At 67.1% G+C, this 23,608-nt stretch carries 25 protein-coding genes; 14 read left to right on the top strand and 11 right to left on the bottom strand.

Translation table 11 applies throughout. From position 1 onward, the window contains the following. Window positions 1-6: 6 nt before the first annotated feature. From HNP55_RS09225 to HNP55_RS09215, 3 genes are read left to right on the top strand one after another with little or no spacing between them, the layout of a single operon-like run. Entirely contained in the window at window positions 7-855 is an 849-nt protein-coding gene (locus HNP55_RS09225) for a cytochrome c family protein (RefSeq protein ID WP_184298476.1), read from the top strand. Further along, window positions 852-3,467, top strand: coding sequence for an EAL domain-containing protein (locus HNP55_RS09220; protein WP_184298474.1), 2,616 nt, complete (start codon window positions 852-854; stop codon window positions 3,465-3,467). Before HNP55_RS09225 ends, HNP55_RS09220 begins: the two co-directional genes overlap by 4 nt. 24 nt (window positions 3,468-3,491) lie before the next feature. Beyond that, complete coding sequence (locus HNP55_RS09215; protein WP_184298472.1) at window positions 3,492-4,637, top strand: hypothetical protein; 1,146 nt, start codon at window positions 3,492-3,494, stop codon at window positions 4,635-4,637. On the opposite strand, the gene HNP55_RS09210 is transcribed toward HNP55_RS09215, so the two are convergent. From HNP55_RS09210 to HNP55_RS09195, 4 genes are all read right to left on the bottom strand, one after another. Next, the gene (locus HNP55_RS09210) at window positions 4,619-5,059 is read right to left on the bottom strand and encodes a GNAT family N-acetyltransferase (protein WP_184298470.1); all 441 of its coding nucleotides are present in this window, start codon (window positions 5,057-5,059) and stop codon (window positions 4,619-4,621) included. The genes HNP55_RS09215 and HNP55_RS09210 overlap by 19 nt on opposite strands. Window positions 5,060-5,067: 8 nt before the next feature. Then, on the bottom strand, window positions 5,068-5,205 hold the full coding sequence (locus HNP55_RS09205) for a hypothetical protein (RefSeq protein WP_184298468.1): 138 nt from the start codon (window positions 5,203-5,205) through the stop codon (window positions 5,068-5,070). Window positions 5,206-5,215: 10 nt separating this feature from the next. After that, entirely contained in the window at window positions 5,216-5,650 is a 435-nt protein-coding gene (locus tag HNP55_RS09200) for a PH domain-containing protein (RefSeq protein ID WP_184298466.1), read from the bottom strand. 168 nt (window positions 5,651-5,818) lie between these two features. Next, entirely contained in the window at window positions 5,819-6,475 is a 657-nt protein-coding gene (locus tag HNP55_RS09195; RefSeq protein WP_184298464.1) for a glutathione S-transferase family protein, read from the bottom strand. Between the two features lie 235 nt (window positions 6,476-6,710). Here HNP55_RS09195 and HNP55_RS09190 point away from each other — a divergent pair, with 235 nt between their 5' ends. Next, complete coding sequence (locus tag HNP55_RS09190; RefSeq protein WP_184298462.1) at window positions 6,711-7,211, top strand: hypothetical protein; 501 nt, start codon at window positions 6,711-6,713, stop codon at window positions 7,209-7,211. A 15-nt stretch (window positions 7,212-7,226) separates the two neighbouring features. On the opposite strand, the gene HNP55_RS09185 is transcribed toward HNP55_RS09190, so the two are convergent. After that, a complete protein-coding gene (locus tag HNP55_RS09185) occupies window positions 7,227-7,994 on the bottom strand; it encodes a ParA family protein (protein WP_184298460.1) in 768 nt (255 codons plus the stop codon). 260 nt (window positions 7,995-8,254) lie between these two features. On the opposite strand from HNP55_RS09185, the gene HNP55_RS09180 reads away from it, so the two are divergent. Continuing rightward, entirely contained in the window at window positions 8,255-8,764 is a 510-nt protein-coding gene (locus HNP55_RS09180; RefSeq protein WP_184298458.1) for a TerB family tellurite resistance protein, read from the top strand. Between the two features lie 48 nt (window positions 8,765-8,812). Here the strand turns inward: HNP55_RS09180 and HNP55_RS09175 are convergent, their stop codons facing one another. Beyond that, the gene (locus HNP55_RS09175) at window positions 8,813-9,514 is read right to left on the bottom strand and encodes a hypothetical protein (RefSeq protein ID WP_184298456.1); all 702 of its coding nucleotides are present in this window, start codon (window positions 9,512-9,514) and stop codon (window positions 8,813-8,815) included. 889 nt (window positions 9,515-10,403) lie between these two features. On the opposite strand from HNP55_RS09175, the gene HNP55_RS09170 reads away from it, so the two are divergent. Both HNP55_RS09170 and HNP55_RS09165 read left to right on the top strand, forming a co-directional pair. After that, window positions 10,404-10,724, top strand: coding sequence for a type II toxin-antitoxin system RelE/ParE family toxin (locus HNP55_RS09170; protein WP_184298843.1), 321 nt, complete (start codon window positions 10,404-10,406; stop codon window positions 10,722-10,724). Beyond that, window positions 10,721-11,005 carry a helix-turn-helix domain-containing protein gene (locus HNP55_RS09165; protein WP_184298454.1) on the top strand — a complete coding sequence of 95 codons (285 nt, stop codon included), beginning with the start codon at window positions 10,721-10,723 and terminating at the stop codon, window positions 11,003-11,005. Before HNP55_RS09170 ends, HNP55_RS09165 begins: the two co-directional genes overlap by 4 nt. A 99-nt stretch (window positions 11,006-11,104) precedes the next feature. Here the strand turns inward: HNP55_RS09165 and HNP55_RS09160 are convergent, their stop codons facing one another. Further along, window positions 11,105-12,106 carry an XdhC family protein gene (locus tag HNP55_RS09160; protein WP_184298452.1) on the bottom strand — a complete coding sequence of 334 codons (1,002 nt, stop codon included), beginning with the start codon at window positions 12,104-12,106 and terminating at the stop codon, window positions 11,105-11,107. A 162-nt stretch (window positions 12,107-12,268) separates the two neighbouring features. Between HNP55_RS09160 and HNP55_RS09155 the strand changes: the two genes are divergently transcribed. From HNP55_RS09155 to HNP55_RS09130, 6 genes are all read left to right on the top strand, one after another. Next, on the top strand, window positions 12,269-12,751 hold the full coding sequence (locus HNP55_RS09155; protein WP_184298451.1) for a (2Fe-2S)-binding protein: 483 nt from the start codon (window positions 12,269-12,271) through the stop codon (window positions 12,749-12,751). Then, window positions 12,748-15,102: a xanthine dehydrogenase family protein molybdopterin-binding subunit gene (locus HNP55_RS09150; protein ID WP_184298449.1), complete on the top strand. Its 2,355-nt coding sequence runs from the start codon at window positions 12,748-12,750 to the stop codon at window positions 15,100-15,102. Before HNP55_RS09155 ends, HNP55_RS09150 begins: the two co-directional genes overlap by 4 nt. 168 nt (window positions 15,103-15,270) lie before the next feature. Next, on the top strand, window positions 15,271-16,059 hold the full coding sequence (locus HNP55_RS09145; RefSeq protein ID WP_184298447.1) for an FAD binding domain-containing protein: 789 nt from the start codon (window positions 15,271-15,273) through the stop codon (window positions 16,057-16,059). A gap of 3 nt (window positions 16,060-16,062) precedes the next feature. Further along, entirely contained in the window at window positions 16,063-16,956 is an 894-nt protein-coding gene (locus HNP55_RS09140) for an AAA family ATPase (protein ID WP_184298445.1), read from the top strand. Next, the gene (locus HNP55_RS09135) at window positions 16,956-18,146 is read left to right on the top strand and encodes a vWA domain-containing protein (protein WP_184298443.1); all 1,191 of its coding nucleotides are present in this window, start codon (window positions 16,956-16,958) and stop codon (window positions 18,144-18,146) included. Before HNP55_RS09140 ends, HNP55_RS09135 begins: the two co-directional genes overlap by 1 nt. A gap of 2 nt (window positions 18,147-18,148) precedes the next feature. Beyond that, entirely contained in the window at window positions 18,149-18,718 is a 570-nt protein-coding gene (locus tag HNP55_RS09130; RefSeq protein ID WP_184298441.1) for a CoxG family protein, read from the top strand. An 18-nt stretch (window positions 18,719-18,736) separates the two neighbouring features. Here HNP55_RS09130 and HNP55_RS09125 read toward each other — a convergent pair whose 3' ends face one another. Then, window positions 18,737-20,410: a methyl-accepting chemotaxis protein gene (locus tag HNP55_RS09125; RefSeq protein ID WP_184298439.1), complete on the bottom strand. Its 1,674-nt coding sequence runs from the start codon at window positions 20,408-20,410 to the stop codon at window positions 18,737-18,739. A gap of 446 nt (window positions 20,411-20,856) precedes the next feature. On the opposite strand from HNP55_RS09125, the gene HNP55_RS09120 reads away from it, so the two are divergent. Next, on the top strand, window positions 20,857-21,972 hold the full coding sequence (locus tag HNP55_RS09120; protein WP_184298437.1) for an acyltransferase family protein: 1,116 nt from the start codon (window positions 20,857-20,859) through the stop codon (window positions 21,970-21,972). On the opposite strand, the gene HNP55_RS09115 is transcribed toward HNP55_RS09120, so the two are convergent. The 3 genes from HNP55_RS09115 to HNP55_RS09105 form a co-directional block, all read right to left on the bottom strand. Beyond that, window positions 21,959-22,156, bottom strand: a complete 198-nt coding sequence (locus HNP55_RS09115) for a DUF2892 domain-containing protein (protein ID WP_184298435.1) — start codon at window positions 22,154-22,156, stop codon at window positions 21,959-21,961. The genes HNP55_RS09120 and HNP55_RS09115 overlap by 14 nt on opposite strands. A 67-nt stretch (window positions 22,157-22,223) precedes the next feature. Beyond that, on the bottom strand, window positions 22,224-22,889 hold the full coding sequence (locus tag HNP55_RS09110; RefSeq protein ID WP_184298433.1) for a Crp/Fnr family transcriptional regulator: 666 nt from the start codon (window positions 22,887-22,889) through the stop codon (window positions 22,224-22,226). A gap of 23 nt (window positions 22,890-22,912) precedes the next feature. Beyond that, window positions 22,913-23,596: a helix-turn-helix transcriptional regulator gene (locus tag HNP55_RS09105; protein WP_184298431.1), complete on the bottom strand. Its 684-nt coding sequence runs from the start codon at window positions 23,594-23,596 to the stop codon at window positions 22,913-22,915. Window positions 23,597-23,608: the final 12 nt, after the last annotated feature.

Raw genomic sequence — 23,608 nt, 5'->3', positions numbered from 1 at the left:
TTGTTTATGTCTCTGCGCCTGATCCCTCCCGTTTTGCTTGCTGCTGCCCTATGGCTGGGCGGGCCCGTACAGGCCGCGGCCCTGGTCCTGCCCCAGCCGGCCGAGCTGCAAGCCCGGCTGCGGCTGCAGGCCCAGGTGGTGAGGGTGATCGAGCCCCATCTGAGCCAGGCCGGGCGCGATGTGCGTCGTAGCTACCGCGCCTACCCGGCGCCGGCCTTGCTGGACGAGTTGCTGGGCCGGGCCTGGCGGGCCAGCCCCGAGGCGGAAATCGAGTTCCGCGCGCTGGACGGCTTTGTCTCCCGCATCCCGGTGGCGCAGCTCCTGCGGTTCCCCGCCTTCCTGGCTTTTGCACGGGCCGACGGCCAGGCCTTCCAGGTCGATAACCACGGGCAGAACGAACGCCAGGTGCCGTTAGGCCCTTACTACCTGATCTGGGACAACATCGCCGCGCCCCAGCTGCGCGCCGAGGGCGGGGCGCAATGGCCTTACCAGGTGGTGCAGATCCAGCTGCGCCCTTCCAGCCAGGCGGCCCTGCTGCCCGCCGGCATGGCGGCGCGCTGGGCCGAGCAGGCGCGGGCGGCGCAGACCTACTGCCTCAGCTGCCATCAGATCAATGGTTATGGCGGCGACAAGATGCCGCTCAATCTGGCCTTGCGGGCGCGCCAGATCGAGGCGGGCCAGTGGCAGCGCTGGCTGCTGGAGCCGGCCGCTGTCAAGCCCGGCACCAGCATGCCGCCGCTGCCGCCCGGCCTGCCCCAGGCCCAGCGCGAAGCCCTGGCCACGCAGCTGCGCGACTATCTGCTGGCCCTGCCCCTGGCCGAAGCCAAGCCCGCTGCCACCGAGGCCCGGCCATGAAATCGCGGCCGGCGCAAGACACCCGCGTGCCGGCGGCGCTGGCCATCTCGGGCTACCGGCCTTCGCTGCGCACGGCCATCGCCGTGCCTTTTGCGCTGATCCTGTGCTTCACCGTGGGCTTCCAGGCCTTGACGCGGCACCAGCAGGTCAATGATCTGGTTGACCAGGAAGGCCACCGCTTGCTGGCCGCCCTGACCAATAGCTCGCGCGACCGCCTGGCGCTATTTTTGGACGAGCCCTTCCACATCCAGCGCGATATCGCCGATGCCATCGGCCGCCACGAGCTTTACAAGCCGGGCGATTTGCAGCCCATCCACCAGCATCTGCTGGGTGTTTACCGCGACCTGTATGCGGCGCAGCACCAGCTCAGCGTGCTGAGCTTCGGCAGCGAGGCGGGCGAGTACGTCGGCCTGCGGCGCGAGGGCGAGGACTTCAGCCTGATGCTCAAGGACCGCAGCACCGCCGGCCAACTGCATATTTACGCGGGGCCCCAGCGCGGCGCGGTGACGGCCAGCTTCCCCAATTACGACCCGCGCGGCCGCCCCTGGTACGCACCCATCGCCCAGCAGGGCAAGGCGGGCTGGACGCCGCTCTACACCAACCGTGACGAGCGTCAGCAGATCACCCTCTCGGCCGCCACCCCGGTGTTGCGCGAGGGCAAGCTGCTGGGCGTGATGGAGGCCGATCTGGATCTGGCCGGGCTCAACCATTTCCTGATCGACGAGCCCTTGCGCGGCCAGGGTGTGCTGCTGATCGTCGACAAGCTGGGCCGCCTGGTCGCGCATTCGGAACGCAGCTCGGTGGTGGCCGAGGAAAACACCGGCTCCAACGGTAGCGAGCGCCTGCGCATGTCGGACAGCCCCTCGCGTCTGGTGCGTGCCGCCGCCGCCCAGGTGGACGCGGGCCCGGCGGGCCAGAGCCATGAGTTTGAGCTGCGCCTGGGCGGCGAGCGGTTTTTCTGCCGGGTCATCCCATATTTCGATGCGCGCGGCCTGGACTGGCGCATCGTCGCCCTGCTGCCCGAAAGCGATCTGCTGGGCGATGCACGCGAGGCCGGCCAGCGCGTGACCTGGCTGGTGGTGCTGGTGGCCTTGCTGGGCCTGGGTCTGGGGCTGTGGGTGCTGAGCTGGGTAACCCGTCCCATCCACCACACGGTGGCGGCGGCCAACCAGCTGGCGCAGGGCCGCTGGGACGCACCCCATATCGAGCATGGCCGCTTGCAGGAGACCGCCATCCTGGTCCATGCCTTCACCCAGATGTCCGAGCGCCTGCAGCGTTCCTTCGACGAGTTGCGCGACCAGCTGCGCTACGACGGCCTGACCCAGCTGCTGACCCGCCGCGGCCTGCTGGAGCAGGCGCAGTGGATGCAGGAGCGGCCCGCCGTGCTGTGTCTGGTCGGCCTGGACGCCTTCCGCGCCATCAACGACAACGTGGGCTATGGCACGGCCGACAGCCTGCTGCAGGCCGTTGCCCAGCGCCTGCGGGAGTCGCAAGCGCCCGAGACCTTGATGGCCCGGGTGGGGGGGGACGAGTTCGTGATCCTGTATTTCGACTTTCCCGCGCCGCCCGCTGAAGCGGCGAGCGCCGCCGCCTTCGCCGCCGGTGAGCGCCTCCATGCCTTGTTCGGCAAGCCCTTTGCTTCCGGCGACGACGAGGTGCTGGTGTCGGCCTCGGTCGGCCTGGTCGGCGGCCAGTTGGCGGTCCAGGCCCTGCCCGAATGGCTGCGCAATGCCAGTGTGGCCCTGGGCGAGGCCAAGCGGCGCGGTCATGGCTCGGTGGTGCTGTTCGAGCCCGGCATGATGGAGGCCTCGCGCCAGCGCGCCCAACTGGCTCAGGAGCTGCGCCATGCCTTGCAGGGCCAGCAGTTCCTGGTGCATTACCAGCCGGTGATCGCGCTGGCCAGCGGCGAAGCCACCGGTGCCGAGGCCTTGCTGCGCTGGCAGAGCCCGGAGCGGGGCATGGTGCCGCCCGCGGTCTTCATCCCGGTGGCCGAGGAGTCCGACCTGATCCTGGGCCTGGGCCTGTGGGTCTTGCGCCAGGCCACCCGCGATATCGCCGCCCAGCTGCACGATCTGCCGGCGGGCTTCGAGCTGCACGTCAATCTCTCGGCCCGGCAATTGATCCAGTCCGACTTCGTCGAGCAGCTGCGCCAGGCCCTGGCCGACAGCGGCCTGCCCGCGCAACACCTGACCCTGGAGCTGACCGAGTCCCTGCTGCTCGGTGGCGATGCGGCGATCGAGGCGCGCCTGCGCGAGATCCGCGCCCTGGGCGTGAAGATCGCCATCGACGATTTCGGCACCGGCTACTCCTCCCTGGCTTATCTGAGCCGCCTGCCCTTCGACTGCCTCAAGATCGACCAGAGCTTTGTGCGCAAGCTGGGCCACTCCAGCCAGGACGCCGCCATCGTCAGCGCGGTGCTGAATATGGCCGAGGGCTTTGGCGTCGATGTGGTGGCCGAAGGGGTGGAGACCGAGGCCGATGCCTTGCTGCTGCGCCAGATGGGCTGCGCCCATGCGCAGGGTTATTTCTTCGGCCACCCCACCCCGCTGGGGCAATGCGACTGGCGCCGCCGCGGGCTGGGGACGGCCCCGCCCCAGCTGGCTAAGCCCTGATGAACAGGTTCTAAAGCAAGGCCGATGGCAAGCCCCAAGCAATTCAGCCAGGCGCCGCAGGGCAAGATCTATTCTTGGTCGCTGTGGAAGCATGTCGAGCGGGACTGGATGGCCAAGGGCGGTGACCCGCTCAAGATGCAAAGAGAGCGCTGGCATCTGCGCGCCCACCAGCAAGAGGTCCGCATGCGCCAGCTGGCCCAGTGGCTGTGCGCCCGCCTGGCCCTGGTGGCGCCCGATGTGCGGGTGCGCCTGGCCTCGCTGTGGGTGGATCACACGCCGCAAGCCCATGGCAGCTATGACGCGGGCGGCGTCCCGCAGCCTTTTGACTGCGAGCTGGCCGACCTCCTGATCGTGGTGCGCACCGAGTGCGGCAAGGGCTCCGGGGCCACGGTGTCGCAGCGCGGCCTGCTCTTGCAGGCCAAGGTGGCGGCGGATGTGGACCAGCTCGACCCCGGCTACGGCGATTCCTCCACGGTCAGCGAGCGCAATCTGCTGGAGTTGCTGTGCTCCCCCCTGGACATCACCGTGGGCACCGCCAGCACATCGTCCCGGCTGCCCGGCGGCCCTTATCTGCTGCAGGAGCCGGGGCGCCTGGGCCTGGCGCATCTGGCGCGCTATCTGCAGATCGCGGAGTACAGGAAAAAGGGTAGGCACAAGCCGCCCTACCAACTGCTATGGCCCAGCGCGCGCACGGCGGCGGGTGGCCGCACGACCGGCATGGGCGCGGCCTTGCTGGGCCTGAGCGAGTTGTCCAGTGCCTGGCCGCTGCTGGGTACACGCCTGGATGCCGGCGGCAGTGCGGTGGAGCGCGAGTTCGATCGCTTGGCGCAGAACCTGGGGCTGCGTTATCTGGACCGTAGCCTGGGGCGCTTCAAGGCCATGACGGGGCAGGCCGTCCCACGCCTGATCGACACCGGCGACTACCAGTACGGCGGGGTCTTGCGGCCGCTGCAGCTCTGGCTGCGCTCCCTGCTGAGCCCGGGGCTTGCGCTGCTGCTGCGGTACAGCGTCGCGCCCCTGCGCCTGTTCGCGCTGGCGCCGGCGGCCCCGGTTTTCGGGCCCCCGCCGCCGCCGCCGGTCGAGGGCGAGGACGCTGCGGCCCACATCCCCATTCTTTATGTGCTGATCCGGACCGAGCAGCAGCGCCCGGATCAGTCCGGCTCGGTATAGCCCCGCTGCTGGGCCTGCTGCGGCTGGGCGAAGAGGGCCATGGCGGTGAGCATTTTCTGAAAGCCGAACTTTTTGTAGAAGGGCTCTTTGCCCGGCGCGGCGTAGAGGATGATCTTGCGGTGGCCATGCAGGCGCTGCAGCAAATCCTCCACCATGCGCTTGCCCAGGCCGCTGCCCTGGTGGCTGGGCAGTACGGCGATATCGGCCAGATAGGCGACATCCAATCCATCGGACAGCGCGCGGGCCGCGCCCACCAGCCGCTCGCCGTCAAGGGCGAAGCAAACGTAGCGGCTGTTGCCGAAGACGAGCTGCAGCTCGGCCGCTGTCTTGCTGCCCAGGCCGGCGCTTTGGTAGAGGGCGTGCAACTCATCCCAGTCCAGCGCCTGGAGGGAGGTTTGCAAACGCAGCGTGCTTGCCTCCATGGCCCGGCTCATTCCGCCGCCATGGGTGGGAAGGCCGCATGCCGGGGCAGCCCATCGCTGAGCTGCAGCCAGGGCAGGCGGAAGCGCACCGGGCGGCATTGGCAGCCGCCTTCGAGCGCGGCGGATTCACTGGGGCGGGTCCTCATGGCCTTTCTTTCATTCCTGGCGTTGAAGGGCTGCGGGGGCTTGGGCCTGCGTTACCCGCGCCTGCAGGGCGCGCATAAAGCCCTCGCGGTCCCGGGGCGACACCAGCTGGCCGGACCAGCGGCCATGGCGAATCAGCACCCGTCGCAGCGATAGCGCCGGTGCCGCCGCGAGGTTGCGGCTATAGGCCAGGGCGACGATGTCGCGGTAGGCAATGCGCTGCTCGCGGCGGCCGCAGCGGATCAGCAGGCCGTCCTGCTCCAGCTCGTAATAGCAGGGGAAGCAGAAGTAAACGGCCAGCCCCAGGGTCAGGCCGCTGAGCAGCATCGAGCTGGGTTTGAGAGGCACCGGGCCCGGGGTGATCAGCACGTCCAGCAGCAGGGGCAGGGCGACCATGGCCGCAAACACCAGCAGCAGCCAGGCATCGATGCGCGAGTGGTAGCGCATGGTATTGAAAACTCCTCCGAAGCGACTTGTTCCAGCACCGCTGGTCACGCGGCACTTGCCTGTCGCGTTATGTTCGCCCGGAGTTTAGAGCAGGGCCTGCTGTCTGAGCCGGTATCAGGGGCCCGAAACAGCTGAGGCTGCGCGATTGGCGGCGCTGCTGTTCGGCCCTCAAGCCAGGCCGTGGAAGTTGGGCGCCAGCTGCTCGGTGGCAAAGGCCCGCTGCACCGCCGGCCGCGCCAGCATGCGGCGCATATACGGGCCTAGCTGGGGCAGGGCGCGGGCCGGGCGGGCGAAGCTGCGGGTCCAGCAGCACAGCACAAAGGCCAGGCAGTCGGCGGCGCTGTAGTCGGCGCCCAGCAGCCAGGGGCCGCCGCTGCTCTGCAGCTGCGCGTCCAGCTGATCCAGCACGCCGTTCAGGCGCTGCTCGGCCAGGGCCTTGACCTCGGCCACGCCGCTGGCATTGCCCTCGGCCACATAGCGCTGCGGGTAGTAAAAGGTCTTGAAATCGGCCTGGAAGGTATTGCTGAGCCAGAGCATCCATTGGTAGTAATGGGCCCGCTCGGGGCTGGCCAGGGCCGGGGCCAGGCCGGCCTGCGGATGGCGGTCGGCCAGGTGCAGCAGGATGGCGGCCGTCTCGTAAACCACCAGCTCGCCGTCCTCCAGCACCGGGATCAGGCCATTCGGGTTGAGCTTGAGATAGGCGGGCGACTTCTGCGCGTTGTTGGCGCGGTCCACCAGCCTGAGTTCGAAGGGCAGGCCCAGCTCCTCCAGCAGGATGTGGGGGATCAGGCTGGCGTCGCTGGGGTGGTAGTGGAGGCTGAGCATGGGGGCGGATCCTTGGGCTTGGGGCGAGGGCCAACTGTACAGAAGGGCCAGCGATGGGTGTCCGAGGCTTGCCATCGGCCGGGCATAATGCCAAGCGTCAGCGGATGCTTGGCACAGCATGCCAAGAGCGCTCACGCTTGCCAGCCTTGCGCCAGCCCTCCATCTTCCAAACTCTGGCTGGCACCCGCTTCCCTGGTGGATCAAGGGGGCCGGCCTTTTTTGAACAGGCCCCGTCTTGACCCAAGCCTTGCTCCGACCTCTTGGCCTTTTGCTGCTGGCAACGCTGGCCGCCTGCTCGCCGGCCAAGCACCCGATTGACCAGCAATTGTCCCAACTGCGCCCCGTCACGATAGCGGCGCTGACGGGCCTGGATTGGCCGGCCGGCAGCTTGCTATGCCCGCTCACGCCATACCAGGACTCCTTGCCGCCAGGAGGAGGCGCTGACGGCGAGCGGGTGAATGCCTTTTTGAAGCGCAAGCAATTCAAAGGCGAGGACGGCCAGTGGTCGCTTGTCATCGTCAAACCGAGCCCCGCCGGCGATGCGGGCATCGAGCAACTGCTTTTCAAGCAGGGCGGCTATGACGTCATCAACGAAGGCACGCTCCTCAAAAGGGCTGAAACGGTGCCCGCGAACTTCCGCAGGCAGATTTGCGTGCCGGTAGAGCACGCTCGTGTGCTGGTCACACGTACCCCCTCAGACCCTCGACCCATGATCAGTTTCGGCACGGCGGACTGAAGGCCCCATTGGCCCTCAAGCCGCCAGCGCCTCGAACAGCGCCAGATACTCCTGCGTCAGCTTGTGGCGGGCGTCCAGATGGATCATGGGCCGGGCCAGCTCGTGCGATTCCTTGATCTTGACGCTGGCGCTGAGATAGGGCTGCAGCACCGGCAGGCCCTCGTCAATCAACTCCTGCACCGTGCGCTGGGGCAGGCTGGCGCGCGGCTGGAACTGGTTGACGACGATGCCTTCCACGAGCAGATCGGGGTTGTGGTCGGCCTGGATCTCCTTGACGCTTTCCAGCAGGCCGTAGAGGGCGCGGCGCGAGAAATCATCGCAGTCGAAGGGGATCAAACAGCTGTCGGCCGCGATCAGGGCCGAGCGGGTGTAGAAGTTCAGCGCCGGCGGGGTGTCGATCCAGATGGCGTCGTAGTCCTTCGCCAGGGCCTGCAGCGCATCGCGCAGCTTGTAGATCTTGTAGCGGCTCTCCAGCTTGCTGTGGATTTCATCCAGCACCGGGCTGGAGCGCATCAGGTGCAGCTTCTCCCAGGGCGTGGCGCTGATGAAATCGGCCAGCTTGGGCGGGCGCACGCTGAAGCTCAGGGTGGACTCAAAAAACTCCGCCGCCCCCTGCGCGGCCTCGTCGGCCGCTTCGCCCAGCAGATAACGGCTGGTGTTGCCCTGGGCATCCAGATCCACCACCAGGGTGCGCAAGCCCTGCGCCGCCGCGATGGCGGCCAGATTGCTGCTGATGGTGGACTTGCCCACCCCGCCTTTTTGATTGAACACCACACGCCGCATGCCAGGCTCCCTTGCTGTATTGCATAAGGTCTATTGTGCACTGCAGCAAAGTCACCTGAAAAGAGGGCGATCTGCGCTTGCGCCGGGCGATCTCCGGCGCGTCGGTGCTCTTCCATCGCCTGACGCACAAGCGTGAGCGGCGGGCCGCGAAAACAGCGCCTTCGCGCCTTGCATTCAAGGCCCCCATCCCAAGATCGCCTGGCACCCCTGGCCGCAGATCCGCTGCGCCTGGATTGACTAACAAGGAAGGAAGATTCCCCATGGGCCTGTTCGATATGTTCAAGACCGACGCCGGCGAAAAGATGACGCCGGCGCTGGCCTTCACCACCTCGCTGATCTACATCATGTCGGCCGACGGCGAGATGGATGCCGAGGAAGTGGGCCATCTGCTGTCCGTGCTGGGCGGCAAGGACGATGGCCGCGGCAGCATCGGTGTGGGCGCGCAGAACCAGGCCTTGCTGGACTCGGCGCTGAAGTACCGTCGCAAGAACCCGCTGGACACCTTCCTGGCCGAAGCCGCGCCCCTGCTGACCGACGCGCAGAAGATGTGCATCCTGATCAATCTGGTCGACTCCTCGCTGGCCGACGGCCAGCCCGAGCGCGAAGAGCAGGAAATGCTGGCCAAGTTCATGACCGCCTTCGGCGTCAGCGAGGAGCGCTTCCGCCCCTTCTTCGAAGTCATCGTGCTGAAGTCGGACCGCACCGTGTTCTCCAACCAGGCCCACCCAAAGAACCAGGCGGGCTATCAGGTCAAGCTGGGCTTGAACTGATGCGGCTTGGCGGGCGGTCTTGCCGATCGCCCGCAAGCACTTGTCCGCTCAAGGCCCGGCCTTGCCATTCTTGCCATTCGCCGCCCGGCAGCGCTGCAGATCGCAGGCCGTGGGCAGCATGGAGCGGTACTCGGTGACGCTCTTGAGCTGGCTGCGGTCACGGGCGTAGCAGGTTTCGCCGCGGCCGTTGTGGTAGTAAGACGTTACGTCCACGCAGCGGCGTGAGTGCGCCATCAAGCCGTAGAGATGGCCCATCTCGTGGGAGATGACCATCTGCAAAGTCTCCTGAAACGGATGCCTGGGGTTGCGCTGCTTCAGCAGCGCAAAGCCGGCCGGGCTGATCGCCAGTTGCCGCTGCGTCAGATTGGCGAGCGCAAAGCTGCCGCGCGCCGCCGCCTCGTCCCACAGCACCTGAATATGGCCCGGCTCGGCCGCCATCAGCGCCGGCGTCATCACGCCGCGCAGCACCACCGCCGGCACGCCGCAGGGCGCCCAGGCCTGTACCGCGCGTTCCAGCAACTGCATCACCAGGAGCTCGCTGATCCAGGCCGGTGCGCCGCGATGTTCGTACACAAACACCAGCTTGGCCGCCACGGCGGGCCGGTCACGCCCATCGCCCCAGGTGGCGATCTCACCGGGGCGGCATTCGGCGATCTCTTGGTCGCGGATGGAGGCCAGGGCCGAGGCTTGAAGCGGCAGCAGGCTCAGGGCGAGGCTGAGGAGGAGGGCCGGACTCAGGCGTGAGTGCATGGGGAGTTGCGGTGCAGTGTCGTAGAAAGCTTAGGCGCGGGCAGGGCTTCCCGCGCATAGCGTTGAAAATTTACGGAACTCACCAAGCGCCGCGTCGCGGCATTCTGCTGTCGTGTGTTCGCGCTTAGCGAACAGTTGGGAGTCATGGCGGACGCCCTTCAGGATGGATATCGAGCCCGAGCATCATCGGAGGATATACATGCCGAAGCGTCAGCGTGGGACCTGTGCTCAGAAGAAGGTCAATTGCAGATACGGGTCCTTCACCCAATGAGTCCCAAAGCAGAATTTTCGAAATGGTGGCTGGGAGGAGGGGGGCGACTTCCGTCGGAGTAGAAACAGCGAACGCCGGAGCACCAGGCCAGCATTGAATTCCCGGCGGTTCAGTCCAGTCGATCAACTCAATCCCCAGAGCCGGGTATTGGTTGGGATTCGGTACTTCGCAAGGTCGAATCTGCACTGACACTGCTTCTGCTAGCTCCAGGTTGGCCGCGTATGTGGCGATCTGAGGCGAACGGCTATCCATCCAAGCTGGATGTAAGCCTGTGCTCAACAGGTTCAGCGACAGCAACTCTCGTCCGACTAGATCAGTGAATTTCACAATTTGTACCCAATTCAGCAACTTGGGGACTGATTGAAGGTCTGGGACATCCACCTAAATTTTTGCCGACTCAATTGCAACTTTTGCATGAGTGTCCCGGACATACGGATTCATCTGAACAAGGAAAGTCTGGTGCACCCATCCCAATTTTGACTCAAGCAATTGCAGCTTTTGCACCTTGCAAGGGTGTACAGGACTTCCTTGTTTGCCAGAACGGGCGAGGCCGTTTTCCGTGGGAAACGCTTGCGCCAACATACAAGAATTTGTATTGTTCATGCGTGAGCGAAACCTATCGAGTTCCGGGGTAGTTCCCTGGATGATCTGCGCGCCTTCCCCTTGGATGCCCGACGCGAGGCGGGCTATCAGCTTGACTTGGTGCAAGGCGGCCGCGATCCAGACGACTGGAAGCCGATGAATACGGTGGGCTCAGGCGTTCGGGAAATTCGTGTTCGGGACGCTGCCGGTGCCTTCCGGGTGATTTACGTGGCGAAGCTGGCCGATGCCGTGTACGTCCTGCACTGCTTCCAGAAGAAGACCGAGAAGACCAGCAAACCAGATTTGGACTTGGCGGCGCGGCGCTTCCGTGACTTGATGCAGGAGTTGAAGCCATGACCGACCAACAACGATTCGCCAGCGTGTGGGACGCCATCGAGGACACGCCCCAGCAGGCCGAGAATATGAAGCTGCGCGCGACACTCATGAGCGCGTTGAAGGATCGCATCGCCCAAAGCGGAATCAGCCAGGCGCAAGCGGCCGAGCTGTTCGGCGTGACTCAGCCGCGCGTGTCCGACCTGGTGCGGGGCAAGATCAATCTCTTTGGCCTGGATGCCTTGGTCAATATGGCCGCCGCCGCTGGCCTGCAAGTCGAGCTTCGCATCCTCCAAGCTGCCTGACCCTTGGGCCTGGCTGAAATTGAAAGGACGACTTCTTTTCGTGAGAGTGGCGCCTGCGCGGCCCCTATTGCCCATTGCTTGGGCAAACGCAGCCCAAGCCTAAACCACACACCCACTCTCCCCACTCACCCCGCTAGCCGAACTCGTTAGCTTCACCCCATACCGCTCCGCCGTCATATGCGCCAAGATCGCCAAGGCGATCTCCGGTGGCGTGCGCGCGCCGATGTTCAGGCCCACCGGCCCATGCAGACGGGCAAGTTGGTCTTCACTGAGGCCGAAGTGCTCTTGCAAGCGTGCCTTGCGCTTGGCTTGATTCACACGGGAGCCAATCGCGCCGACGTAAAAGGCCGGGCTCTGCAGGGCTTCCAGCAGGGCCAGATCGTCCAGCTTGGGGTCGTGGGTGAGGGCGACGATGGCGCTGTGGCCATCGGGGGCAAAGGCAGTCACCGCGTCGTCGGGCATCTCGCGGCTGAGCCGGGCGCCGGGCAGGGCCCAGCCCTGGGCGTATTCCTCGCGCGGGTCGCAGACCAGCACCTGGTAGTCCAGGCCCAGGGCCATGCCGGCCAGGTAATGCGTCATCTGGCCTGCGCCGATGATGAGCAGGCGCCACTGCGGGCCGTGTTGCGTGATCAGCCTGGCCTCGCTCAAGACCAGCACATCGGCCCCGGCTTGAGGCGCCAGCAATTGCACCGCACCGGTCTGGCGGTCCAGCACGCGCTGTACCCGTTCGCCGCAGGCCAGGCGGGCCAGCAGGGCTTCGATCTGCGAGGCGGGATTCAAGGGTTCCAGCAGCAGCTCCAGCGTGCCGCCGCAGGGCAGGCCGAAGCGCTTGGCCTCTTCGGCGCCGACGCCGTAGCGCAGCAAATGGGGCATGGCGAGACTGTTGAGCGCGCCTTCGCGGACCTGGGCGATCAGATCGTCCTCGATGCAGCCGCCGGACACCGAGCCGGCGATCTGCCCGTCATCGCACACGGCCACCAGCGAGCCCACCGGCCTTGGCGCCGAGCCCCAGCTGCGGGTGATGGTGCCCAGCACCACGCGCCGGTCCTGGTTCAGCCAGGCGGCCACCTGGCGCAAAACGCTCAAGTCGAGATTGTCCATGGCGGGATGCTAAGCCAGGCCCGGGCGGCGGCGCGCCCTCTGGTGATAACCCGGGGGTGAATGGCTCGGCTGTATATCCGTACATGCGGGTAAACGGCGGATGGCGCTGGCACGGTGCAGCCGCGAGGATTGCTGCTGCCTTCGGAACCCTAAGGAGACGAGATGAGCCAGAGAGTCACACTCAAGGTGAATGGCAAACCGGTGACGCGCGAGGTTGCGCCCGATCAGCTCTTGGTGCAGTTTGTGCGCGAGACCCTGGCCCTGACCGGCACCCACACGGGCTGCGACACCGGCCAGTGCGGGGCTTGCACCGTGCATCTGGACGGGCATGCGGTGAAGAGCTGCACCCTGCTGGCCGTGCAGGCCGATGGCCGGGCGCTGACCACCATCGAGGGCCTGGCCGCTGCCGACGGCACGCTGCACCCCATGCAGGCCGCCTTCAAGGAATGCCATGGCCTGCAATGCGGCTTCTGCACCCCGGGCATGGTGATGAGCGCGGTGGACCTGGTGCAGCAGCATGGCTGCCATTCCGAGGCCCAGGTGCGCGAGGCGCTGGAGGGCAATATCTGCCGCTGCACCGGCTACCAGAACATCGTGCGCGCGGTGCAGGTCGGCGCCGCCGCCATGAAGGGAGAGCGGCCATGAACACGCCCGTGCAAAACCCCATAGGCCAGAGCGTGCGCCGCCGTGAGGACGCGCGCTTCCTGACCGGCCGCGGCCAGTACACCGATGACATCGTGCTGCCGCGCCAGAGCTATGCCTTCTTTCTGCGCTCGCCCTATGCCCATGCCCAGATCGCCGCCATCGACACGGCCGCGGCGGCGGCGGCCGAGGGCGTGTTGGCCGTCTTCAGTGGCGAGCATTTCCGCGCCGTCGGCGGCCTGCCCTGCGGCTGGCTGATTAACAGCCTGGACGGCATGCCGATGAAGGAGCCCAAGCACCCCATTCTTGCCGATGGCAAGGTGCGTTATGTGGGCGAGACGGTGGCCCTGGTCGTGGCCGAGACCTATGCCCAGGCCAAGGCGGCGGCGGCCTTGATCGAGGTGGACTATCAAGACCTGGCCCCGGTCGTTGAAACGGCCAAGGCCCAGGCCGCCGCCAGCGCCGTGCATGCGGAAGCGCCCGACAATGTCTGCTACACCTGGGGCTGCGGCGACAAGGCCAGCACCGACGCGGCCATGGCCAAGGCGACCCATGTGACGCGGCTGGCCTTTCGCAACAACCGCCTGATCCCCAATGCCATCGAGCCGCGCGCCGCCAACGCCAGCTACAACGCCGCGGACGAGAGCTACACCCTCTACACCACCAGCCAGAACCCGCATGTGGCGCGCCTGCTGATGTGCGCCTTTGTGCTGGGCATTCCCGAGCACAAGCTGCGCGTGGTGGCGCCCGATGTGGGCGGTGGCTTTGGCTCCAAGATTTTTTTGTACGCCGAAGAAACGGCGCTGACCTGGGCCAGCAAGCAGGTGGGCCGGCCGATCAAATGGACGGCCGATCGCAGCGAGGCATTTCTCAGCGACGCCCATGGCCGCGACCACGCCACTGTGGCCGAGCTGGGCCTGGACGCGCAAGGCAAGTTTCTCGCCCTGCGTGTACACACCACGGCCAATCTGGGCGCCTATCTGTCCACCTTTGCCAGCAGCGTGCCCACCATCCTCTACGCCACCTTGCTGGCCGGCCAGTACAGCACGCCGGCCATTTACGCCGAGGTGACGGGCGTGTTCACCAATACCGCGCCGGTCGATGCCTATCGCGGCGCCGGCCGGCCCGAGGCGACCTATGTGGTGGAGCGCCTGGTGGAAACAGCGGCCAAGGAGCTGGGGATGGACCCGGCCGAGCTGCGCCGCCGCAACTTCATCCGCAGCTTCCCCTATGCCACGCCGGTGGGCCTCACCTATGACGTGGGCGACTACGAGGCCACGCTGGATGCCGTGCAGGAACTGGCCGATGTGCAGGGCTTTGCCGCCCGCCGTGCCGCCAGCGAGGCCAAGGGACTGAAGCGTGGCCTGGGCTATTCCACCTATATCGAGGCCTGCGGCCTGGCGCCCAGCAATATCGCCGGCGCCCTGGGCGCGCGGGCCGGCCTGTTCGAGGCGGGCGAGGTGCGCGTCCACCCCACCGGCAAGGTGACGGTGTTCACCGGCTCGCATTCCCATGGCCAGGGCCATGAGACGACCTTTGCCCAGGTGGTGGCGGCCAAGCTGGGCATCCCCATCGAGGATGTGGACATCCAGCACGGCGACACGGCCAAGGTCTTGTTCGGCATGGGCACGTATGGCAGCCGCTCGCTCTCGGTCGGCGGCACGGCCATCGTCAAGGCGGTGGACAAGGTGATCGCCAAGGGCAAGAAGATCGCCGCCCATCTGCTGGAGGCGGCCGACACCGATATCGAGTTCGAGCAAGGCGTCTTCAAGGTGGCGGGCACCGACCGCAGTGTGCCCTTTGCCGCCGTCTCGCTGACGGCCTATGTGCCGCACAACTACCCGCTGGACAAGCTGGAGCCCGGCCTGAACGAGAACGCCTTCTACGACCCCACAAACTTCACCTACCCCGCCGGCAGCTATGTCTGCGAGGTCGAGGTGGACCCGGCCACCGGCCAGGTGCGGGTGGACCGCTTCAGCGCGGTGGACGACTTCGGCAATATCGTCAATCCGATGATTGTCGAGGGCCAGGTGCAGGGCGGCATCGCCCAGGGCATAGGCCAGGCCTTGCTGGAGCACGGCATCTACGACCCGGACAGCGGCCAGCTGCTCACGGGCAGTTATATGGACTACGCCATGCCGCGCGCCGACGACCTGCCCAACTTCCAGATCCGCACGGCCAAGGGCACGCCCTGCAGCCACAACCCGCTGGGGGTCAAGGGCTGCGGCGAGGCCGGGGCCATCGGTTCGCCGCCGGCCGTCATCAACGCCATCTGCGATGCCTTGGGGCTGAAAGACATCGCCATGCCCGCCACGCCGCACACCGTGTGGCAGGCGATCCAGGCGGCACGCTGACAACATGAAACCCCTCGTCCAAGGAGTACCTTGGCCGGTCCCCCGAGGGGACGGCGATGCTTGGCGGATCGACCGCCAAGCACATCGCCAGCGCGGGCCGGCTTGGGGCGGCCCGGCGCTCGGCCCGGAATTCCGGCCGCTTGACGCAACAATTGGGAGACAAGCACCATGAGTTTCACCTATACCCAAGCGGCCTCGGTGGCCGAGGCGGCCCGGGCCGCGGGCGCTAACGCCGATGTCAAGCTGATTGCGGGCGGCCAATCTCTGCTGGGCGCCATCAAGCTGGGCCTGGCGGCCCCCGAGGCCTTGATCGACCTCGGCGCCCTGGGCGATCTCAAAGGCATACGTCTCGAAGGCGGCAAGCTGCACATCGGCGCGATGACCACGCATGCCACGGTGGCGGCCTCCAAAGAGGTGCAGCAGGCCATTCCCGCCTTGGCGGATCTGGCCGGCCGCATCGGCGACCGCCAGGTGCGCAACCGCGGCACCCTGGGCGGCAGCCTGGCCAATAACGACCCGGCCGCCTGCTACCCCGCCGCCGTGCTGGCCCTGGGTGCCACCGTGCATACCGAGAGACGCAGCATCGCCGCCGATGATTTCTTCAAAGGCCTGTACGAGACGGCCTTGCAGCCCGGCGAGATCATCACCTCGGTCAGCTTCCCGGTACCCGAGCGGGCGGGCTGGCAGAAGTTCAAGCAGCCGGCCTCGCGCTTTTCCATCGTCGGCGTCTTTGTCGCCAAGACGGGGTCAGGCGCGCGGGTGGCCGTCACCGGCGCGGGCGCGGGTGTATTCCGCGTGGCCGCGCTGGAGGCCGCCCTGGCCGGCAGCTGGAGCGCGGCCGCCACGGCGGCTGTGAGTGTCAGTGCCGAGGGCTTGAACAATGATTTGCACGGCTCGGCCGCGTATCGGGCGGCCTTGATTCCGGTGCTGGCCGGTCGCGCGGTGGCGGCTTCCTGAAGCGTGGCCAGCCTCCCTCAAAGCATCGGTGAAACCGTTGCCGCGCTGCAGGCCCTGGGCTATGTGGCGCGGCGCGAGCTGGCGGCGGCGGTCTTTCTGGCCCTGCGTCTGCAGCGCCCGCTTTTTCTGGAAGGCGAGCCCGGCACCGGCAAGACCGAGATCGCCAAGACCCTGGCCACGCTGCTGCAGCGGCCGCTGATCCGCCTGCAATGCTACGAAGGCCTGGACCTGAATGCCGCCGCTTATGAATGGAATTACGCGCGCCAGATGCTGGAGATCAAGCTGGCCGAGGGCGCCTCGCGGGAGGACTTGAGCCGCGACCTTTTCGCCCCCCGCTTTCTGATCAAGCGCGCCTTGCTGCAGGCCATAGACCCTGCCAATACCGTCGCACCCGTCTTGCTGATCGACGAGCTGGACCGCGCCGACGAGCCCTTCGAGGCCTTTTTGCTGGAGGTCTTGAGCGAGTTCCAGATCACCATCCCCGAGCTGGGCCCGGTGCGCGCGCTGCAGCCGCCCATCGTCATCATCACCTCCAACCGCACGCGGGAGATCAACGACGCCGTCAAGCGCCGCTGCCTCTACCACTGGGTGGACTTCCCCGATGCCCAGGCCGAGCTGGAGATCCTGCGCCTGCGCGTGCCCGGCGCGCCCGCGGCCCTGGCGCGCCAGATCGTCGCCTTCATCCAGGGCCTGCGCAGTCTGGAGCTTTACAAGCGGCCCGGCGTGGCCGAGACGATCGAGTGGTCGCGCGCCTTGCTGGAGCTGGACGCCCTGGTGCTGGACCCCGCCACGCTGCACGACACCCTGGGCGTCTTGCTCAAGTACCAGGACGATATCGCCCGCGTGCAGGGCTCGGAGGCGGCGCGCCTGCTGGCGCAAATCAAAGTTCAGCGCTGATGACTCATTACCTGGCCGACAACGTGATGCACTTCGCCCGCGTCCTGCGCGAGGCCGGCCTGGCCGTGGGAACGGACCGGGTGGCCCTGGCGCTGCAGGCCTTACCGCTGGCGGGGCTGGAATCGCGCCAGGACTTTCATGCCACCCTGTCCGCCTGCCTGCTGGACCGGGCCGAGCACCGCGCCCTGTTCGATCAGGCCTTCCACATCTTCTGGCAAGACCCGCAGCTGCTGGCGCGGGTGATGGCCCTGCTGCTGCCGCGTGCCGAAGGCCGCGTCGGCAGGCCGCCGCCGCCCGAGAATCGCCGTCTGGCTGCCGCCTTATTTCCCCATGCCCCGCAGCGCCAGCCCCCCGCGCCGGAACAGCGCCTGGAGCTGGACGCCCCGCTGACGTGGAGCGAGCGCGAGTTGCTGCGCCAGCGCGATTTCGACACCATGACGGGCGAGGAATGGGCGGCCGCCAAACGCCTGCTCGCCCGCCTGCAGCCCTTGCTGGTGGCCCGGCCCACCCGCCGCTGGCGCAGCGCCGGCAGGGGCGCAGCGGACTGGCGCGCCAGCCTGCGCGCGCAAGGCCGCAGCGAGGCCGCGCCCCTGCAGCGCCGGCAGCGCTGCGAGCGCCCGGCGCCCCTGCTGCTGCTGGCCGATATCTCGGGCTCGATGAGCCGCTACTCGCGCATGCTTTTGCACCTCGCCCACGGCCTGACCAACCCGCAATCGCAGCAGAGTGGTCAAAGACCCCGGGTGACGAGTTTTGTCTTCGGCACCCGGCTCACGCCCATCAGCCGCTTGCTGCGTCAGCGCGACCCCGATCTGGCCGTGGCGGCGGTCTCGGCGGCGGTGGCGGATTGGTCGGGCGGCACCCGCATCGGCGCCTGCCTGCACGAGTTCAACCAGCATTGGGCGCGCCGCGTGCTGAGCAGCGAGACGACGGTGCTGCTGGTCAGCGACGGCCTGCAGCAGGGCGAGGACGGCGACCCGGACTGCCGGCAGCTCGGCTTCGAGGCGCGCCGCCTGCGCCTGTCCTGCCGCCGTCTGCTCTGGCTCAACCCCTTGCTGCGCTTTGCCGGCTTCGAGCCCAAGGCGGCCGGCGTGCGGGCGCTGCTGCCCGAGGTCACGCATCACCTGCCTGTGCACAATCTGGCCAGCCTGGAGCAGCTCGGCGAGCTGCTGGCGCGGCCCTTCGGAAAGTAATCATGAATCTCAGCGGACAAGAAACCCTGCCCGTCACCCAGGCCCAGGCCTGGGCGGCGCTGAATGACACCGGGATGCTCAAGGCCGCCATCAGCGGCTGCGAGTCCCTGACCCGGCTGGGCGAGAACCCGGCCGAGCCCGAGTACGAGGCCTTGCTGACGGTGGCGATAGGCCCGGTCAAGGCCAAATTCAAGGGCCGGCTCAAGCTCTCCGATCTGCAAGCGCCGAATAGTTACCAGCTTGCGTTTGAAGGCTCGGGCGGCGCAGCCGGCCATGGCAAGGGCCTGGCCCATGTGCGGCTGGAGTCCGCCGCGCCCGAGGCCGCGCCCACCGTGCTGCACTACGAGGTGCAGGCCAGCGTGGGCGGCAAGATCGCCCAGATCGGCTCGCGCCTGGTGGACATGGCGGCGCAGAAGATGGCGAGCGACTTCTTCGCCGCCTTCAACACGGCCTTGCAGGCCCAATACCCGCCAGTTGCCGAAGCGCTCCCGCCGCCCACTGCCGAGGCCAAATCGGCCTGGCAGAAATTTCTGGACTGGTATCTGGGCTGGCTGGGCCGTATCTTCAAGTAGGGCGGGGCGTGAGCCGTCCTACGAGCGGCTGCTCAGCTTGAAGCCTTCCACCACCTGCACCAGGTCCGAGGCCTGGGTGTTGAGGCTGGTGGCCGCGGCGGCCATCTGCTCGACCAGGGCGCTGTTCTGCTGAGTGCTCTGGTCCATCAGCGTGACGGCCTGGCCGACCTGGGCCACCCGCTCGGCCTGCTCGCTGGTGGCGGTGCTGATCTCGCTCATGATGGTCGTCACGCGCTGGATGGCGGTGACCACCTCGGTCATGGTGCTGCCGGCGCTATCCACCAGATGCGTGCCTTGCTCGACCCGCTCGACGCTGGTGCTGATCAGCAATTTGATCTGCTTGGCCGCCTCGGCGCTGCGGCCCGCCAGGGCGCGCACCTCGGAGGCCACGACGGCAAAGCCGCGGCCTTGCTCGCCGGCGCGGGCGGCTTCCACCGCCGCGTTCAGGGCCAGGATATTGGTCTGGAAGGCGATGCCGTCGATGACGCCGATGATGTCCGAGATCTTGCGCGAGGCGTCGTTGATGCCCTTCATGGTCTCCACCACCTGGGCCACCACCTCGCCCCCTTGGGTGGCGACCTTGGAGGCGTTTTGCGCCAGCTCATTGGCCTGGTAGGAGCTGCTGGCGTTCTGCTTCACCTGGGCGCCCAGCTCATTCATATGGCTGGCCGTTTTTTCCAGCGCGCTGGCCTGATCCTCGGTGCGGTTGGACAGATCCATATTGCCCTGGGCGATCTCCTTGGAGGCCAGCGCCACGGCATGGGAGCCCTGGCGCACATCGCTGACCACCTTGGAGAGTTGCTCGCGCATGCCGCTCAAGGCCGCCATCACGCTGCTGGTGTCGCCCAGGCGGACGGGGATGTCGGCGCTCAGGTCGCCGGCGCGCACGGCCTCCACGGCATGGCGAACGGCCAGGGGGTCGGCACCAAAGCGCCCCATCAGGACGCGCACGATGGCGGCCAGGAAGGTGATGGCCACCACCAGCAAGAAGACGATGCTGCCCACCAGCAGGCGGTACCAGAGGTTTTTCTGCTCGACGGCATGGGCCACGGCGCCGGCGGTGCGCTCGTCCACCAGGCTCAGGAACTGATCCACCGGCTTCATGATCTTGGCCTTGAAGGCGTGGTAGTTCTTGTCGTGCATCATTTCGCGGGCCTTGGCCAGATCGGGCTCGCCCTTCAGCGTGAAGCCGCCCTTGCCATCGGCCAGCTGGCCCTTGACCAGATTCATGGCCACGGTTTCGGTGTTGACCAGATCGTCGGAATTGCCCTGGGCCTCCTTGAGCTTGGCGAACTCGGCCTCGGTGAAACCGGCTTGCTTCATCAAGTCTTGCAGCGGCACAGCGGCATCGCTGCCGCGATTGGGGTCCTGGCCCACGGCGCGGAAATCCCAGTAGATCTTCTCGTACTGCTTGGGCCGTGGCTTCTTGCCATTACGGATGTCAAGGATTTCGAAGTACTGTTTTTCCCATTCCGGGTTGCCGCTGACCACATAGGTGCGGGCCAGGCGGGTCAGGTCGTCCGAGCTTTGCCGCAACTCGTCGGCCAGCAGATAGGAGGTGTAGCGGTCCAGATTGACCTGGGCCAGCTGTTCGTTGACAACGCCCAGTTTGTAGAGCGAATAGCCCAGAAACAAGGCCGGTAAAAGCAGGGCCAGCACCAGATACTGAAACATTTGTTTCAAGCTGCGCATGATGAGAGGTCTCCTGAATTGGTGTGCTGAACGACGACAGCAGGACTTGGCTGCACTGAGGCCAAGTCCTTTTCCTCCCATCTCCCAAATCGTGCTACTTCTTGCTCCTGACCAAGCTCTGTTGGTGTCGAAGCGGTGCATCAGCTCTGAGAGTTAGCATAAAACCATATCGACAGAAATGGGAGATTCAGGAGCACAGATTGGCGGGCCGGGCGCGCTTCGTGATTGAATCGTTTTTTGCAAATAGAGCTGTCGTGACAAAGTGCCGCTCTCGCGGCCTGGCCCGGGCCTGGGCTTGCGACGCTGCCGATCGAGCCGCTCGCGCGCAAGGACTTGCCCACAGGCGGCGGCCTACAATCGCGGTGCTTTTTTGTCCGCCGCTTTTGTGCACCGCTGCCCCTGGCTCGGTGCATTTGTTTTTTTGGCTGTGCCCCGCTGTTTCCCCCATGAGTTCCCCGGTCCCGAAGTCGCGTTTGCTGCATGTCGATGCCTTGAAGGCCTTGGCCGCGCAACTGATTGTTTTGCACCATCTGGCGGCCTACGGCCCCATTGCCGATGCGGTGGCGGCCTGGTTTCCGCGCCTGATGGACCATCTTTTCCACGAGGGCCGCATGGCCGTGCAGCTGTTTTTGGTGCTGGGGGGCTTTCTGAGCGCCCGCGGGCTCGCGCCGCGCGGCCAGTTGCTGGGGGGCAGCCTGCCCGAGCTGTTGTGGCGCCGCTATCTGCGCCTGGTCCTGCCTTTTCTGGCGGCCCTGGGCCTGACCCTGGCCTGCTCCTGGCTGGTGCGGCCCTGGCTGCCCGAGCTGACGCCGGCCACGGTGAGCCTGCCCCAGCTCCTCAGCCATGGCTTGCTCCTGCACGATGTGCTGGGCTATGAGGCCTTGACCGTGGGGGCCTGGTATGTGGCCATGGACTTCCAGCTCTTCGCCTTCTTGCTGGGCCTGCTGTGGCTGGCGCGCCGCCTGCAGCCGCCGCGCCAGCAGCCCGGGGCCGGTCACGGGCTGCGCGCCGTGCTGGCGCCCGGCCTGGTCTTGCTGATGTGTCTGGCTTCGCTCTTTGTCTTCAACCGCGACGCCGGCCTGGACGTCTGGGCGCCGTACTTCTTCGGCGCCTACGGCCTGGGAGCCCTGGTGCATTGGCTGGGCCTGAGCCCTTACCGCCGCGCCGGCCTGCTGATGCTGACGGCACTGGTGAGTCTGGCCCTCGTGCTGGAGTTCCGCGAGCGCATCGCCCTGGCCTTGGCCACGGCCTTGGTTCTGGCTGGGTGGCAGCAGCGCCATCGCCTGGGCAAGCCCCTGCTGCCGCGCTTCTGCGCCGGTCCGGTGGTCCAGCTGGGCACGCAGTCCTATGCCTTGTTCCTCGTGCACTTCCCCATCTGCCTGCTGGTCAACGCGGTGTTCGCGCACCAGGACATGGCGGGTGGCGGCCCGGGCGTGCTGATGTTGCTGGCCGCCTGGGGCCTGTCCAATCTGGCGGCCCTGCCGTTCTACCGCTGGGTCGAGCTGCCCAGCAGCCGCTTGGGTCTGGGCCTGGGCCAGGCCGGCCTGCTCAAGGCTTCTTGAGCGCGCAGGTGCTCAGGCCGAAAGGCAGGTAGGCCGGGCAGAAGCGGAACACCCCGGTCAGCAGCGGCACGATGCCTAGCCAGCCCCAGGCGCCGATATGGCCGCTGGCGGCCAGGGCCAGCAGGGCGATGCCGGCGACGATGCGGACACCGCGGTCCAGGGATCCGACATTGGTTTTGAACATGGGAGCTCCTCGTGTGATGTGAGGGCATCAATGTCGCAGGGCCGGGCCGCCGAGTCTGTGACCTCGGTCACATAGCCAGTGCCCGCAGGGCTTGTGGATCGAGCAGCTCGATGCGCTCCCGGCCCAGGCTCAGCAAGCCCTCGCGCTCGAAGCGTTTGAGCAGGCGGGTGACGATCTCGCGCACCGTGCCCAGCTCGTCGGCCAGGGCCTGGTGCGTGAGGTGCAGCACCGGGCCATGGCCCAGCAGGGCGGCGGCCAGGCGCTGGTCCAGGCGCTGGAAGGCGACGGCCTCGGTCAGGGCCATCAGCTCGATCAGGCGGTCGGAAAAAATGCCGAAGACATAGGACCGGAAGCCCGCGTCCGCCGTCCAGGCCGCAAAGCCGGCCGGGCTCAGCAGCACGAACTCGCAGTCCTGCACGCACACGCCCTGCGCCGCCAGCTGTTGCTGGCCGAACAGGCTGGCGGTGGAGGCCACGCAGAGATTGCCCGGCTGCACCCGGTACAGCTCCAGCGAGCGCCCATTGGCCGCGCCCCGCGCCACCCGGATCTCCCCGCTCAGCAGCATGGGGAAGCCCTGGCAGGCCTGGCCCTCGGCAAACATCGTCAGCCCCTGCGGCGCCCGCATCCAGCCCGCCTGCCCGCCCAGCACCGCCGTCCGCAAAGCCGTCGGCAGCTGCGCCACCGCGGGGTAGAGCTCCAGCAAGGCCGCTTCCTGAATTGGGGTCAGAGTCATTTTTTGAGGGCTCGCTTGAGGTTTTACAGATCGTTGTCCCAGGCCCGCCGCATATCCGCCAGCGTCTTGCCCGGCTCGTCGCGGAAGCGCTGCGCCAGCACCGTCAGGCCCTGGATGCGGTCGACCCGGAAGCTGCGGAAATCCTGCCTCAGCTCGCACCAGCTGGCCAGGGTCCAGGAGGAACCCCAGAACATGCAGGCCAGCGGCCGCACCCGGCGCTGGCTGGGCGCACCCGCCAGATCCAGATAGTCCAGCGCCAGCAGTTGGCGCTGCTCGATGGCCTCGCGCAGGCGCGCCAGGCGCTCGCGCATCTCGGTGCCCAGGCCGCTCAGCGGGGCGAACAGGGCCAGGCTCTCGGCGGCGGCGCGCTCGGCCGCGGGCAGCACGGCCAGGATCTTGGACAGCGCCCCATCCGCCTGCGTGGCCAGCACGGCGTCCAGCTGCGGCTGGGCCAGGCGCACGGCGGCCACCAGGGCCTGCGCCTCGTCCTTGCTGAACATCAGCGGCGGCAGATCGAAGCCGGCCCGCATGCGGTAGCCCACGCCGGCCTCACCCTCGATGGGCACGCCCTGTTGCTGCAGGGCCGCGATATCGCGGTAGACGGTGCGGGCAGACACCGCCAGGCGCTGGCCGAGGAAGTCGGCCGTGCTGAGGCGGCGTCCGCGTATCAATTGGACGATTTGGAAGAGACGGTCGGCGCGGCGCATGGGCGACATTGT

Origin of the sequence: Roseateles oligotrophus (genome assembly GCF_014204525.1) — a bacterium.
In the GTDB taxonomy this organism is placed as follows: domain Bacteria; phylum Pseudomonadota; class Gammaproteobacteria; order Burkholderiales; family Burkholderiaceae_C; genus Paucibacter_A; species Paucibacter_A oligotrophus_A.
This window is presented reverse-complemented; position numbering and strand designations above follow the sequence as displayed.

Bases quoted from the DNA above. Each gene is read 5' to 3' on its own strand.
- HNP55_RS09225 (WP_184298476.1), top strand. From the start codon at position 7: ATGTCTCTGCGCCTGATCCCTCCCGTTTTGCTTGCTGCTGCCCTATGG.
- HNP55_RS09220 (WP_184298474.1), top strand. From the start codon at position 852: ATGAAATCGCGGCCGGCGCAAGACACCCGCGTGCCGGCGGCGCTGGCC.
- HNP55_RS09215 (WP_184298472.1), top strand. From the start codon at position 3,492: ATGGCAAGCCCCAAGCAATTCAGCCAGGCGCCGCAGGGCAAGATCTAT.
- HNP55_RS09210 (WP_184298470.1), bottom strand. From the start codon at position 5,059: ATGGAGGCAAGCACGCTGCGTTTGCAAACCTCCCTCCAGGCGCTGGAC.
- HNP55_RS09205 (WP_184298468.1), bottom strand. From the start codon at position 5,205: ATGAGGACCCGCCCCAGTGAATCCGCCGCGCTCGAAGGCGGCTGCCAA.
- HNP55_RS09200 (WP_184298466.1), bottom strand. From the start codon at position 5,650: ATGCGCTACCACTCGCGCATCGATGCCTGGCTGCTGCTGGTGTTTGCG.
- HNP55_RS09195 (WP_184298464.1), bottom strand. From the start codon at position 6,475: ATGCTCAGCCTCCACTACCACCCCAGCGACGCCAGCCTGATCCCCCAC.
- HNP55_RS09185 (WP_184298460.1), bottom strand. From the start codon at position 7,994: ATGCGGCGTGTGGTGTTCAATCAAAAAGGCGGGGTGGGCAAGTCCACC.
- HNP55_RS09180 (WP_184298458.1), top strand. From the start codon at position 8,255: ATGGGCCTGTTCGATATGTTCAAGACCGACGCCGGCGAAAAGATGACG.
- HNP55_RS09175 (WP_184298456.1), bottom strand. From the start codon at position 9,514: ATGCACTCACGCCTGAGTCCGGCCCTCCTCCTCAGCCTCGCCCTGAGC.
- HNP55_RS09165 (WP_184298454.1), top strand. From the start codon at position 10,721: ATGACCGACCAACAACGATTCGCCAGCGTGTGGGACGCCATCGAGGAC.
- HNP55_RS09160 (WP_184298452.1), bottom strand. From the start codon at position 12,106: ATGGACAATCTCGACTTGAGCGTTTTGCGCCAGGTGGCCGCCTGGCTG.
- HNP55_RS09155 (WP_184298451.1), top strand. From the start codon at position 12,269: ATGAGCCAGAGAGTCACACTCAAGGTGAATGGCAAACCGGTGACGCGC.
- HNP55_RS09150 (WP_184298449.1), top strand. From the start codon at position 12,748: ATGAACACGCCCGTGCAAAACCCCATAGGCCAGAGCGTGCGCCGCCGT.
- HNP55_RS09145 (WP_184298447.1), top strand. From the start codon at position 15,271: ATGAGTTTCACCTATACCCAAGCGGCCTCGGTGGCCGAGGCGGCCCGG.
- HNP55_RS09135 (WP_184298443.1), top strand. From the start codon at position 16,956: ATGACTCATTACCTGGCCGACAACGTGATGCACTTCGCCCGCGTCCTG.
- HNP55_RS09130 (WP_184298441.1), top strand. From the start codon at position 18,149: ATGAATCTCAGCGGACAAGAAACCCTGCCCGTCACCCAGGCCCAGGCC.
- HNP55_RS09125 (WP_184298439.1), bottom strand. From the start codon at position 20,410: ATGCGCAGCTTGAAACAAATGTTTCAGTATCTGGTGCTGGCCCTGCTT.
- HNP55_RS09120 (WP_184298437.1), top strand. From the start codon at position 20,857: ATGAGTTCCCCGGTCCCGAAGTCGCGTTTGCTGCATGTCGATGCCTTG.
- HNP55_RS09115 (WP_184298435.1), bottom strand. From the start codon at position 22,156: ATGTTCAAAACCAATGTCGGATCCCTGGACCGCGGTGTCCGCATCGTC.
- HNP55_RS09110 (WP_184298433.1), bottom strand. From the start codon at position 22,889: ATGACTCTGACCCCAATTCAGGAAGCGGCCTTGCTGGAGCTCTACCCC.
- HNP55_RS09105 (WP_184298431.1), bottom strand. From the start codon at position 23,596: ATGCGCCGCGCCGACCGTCTCTTCCAAATCGTCCAATTGATACGCGGA.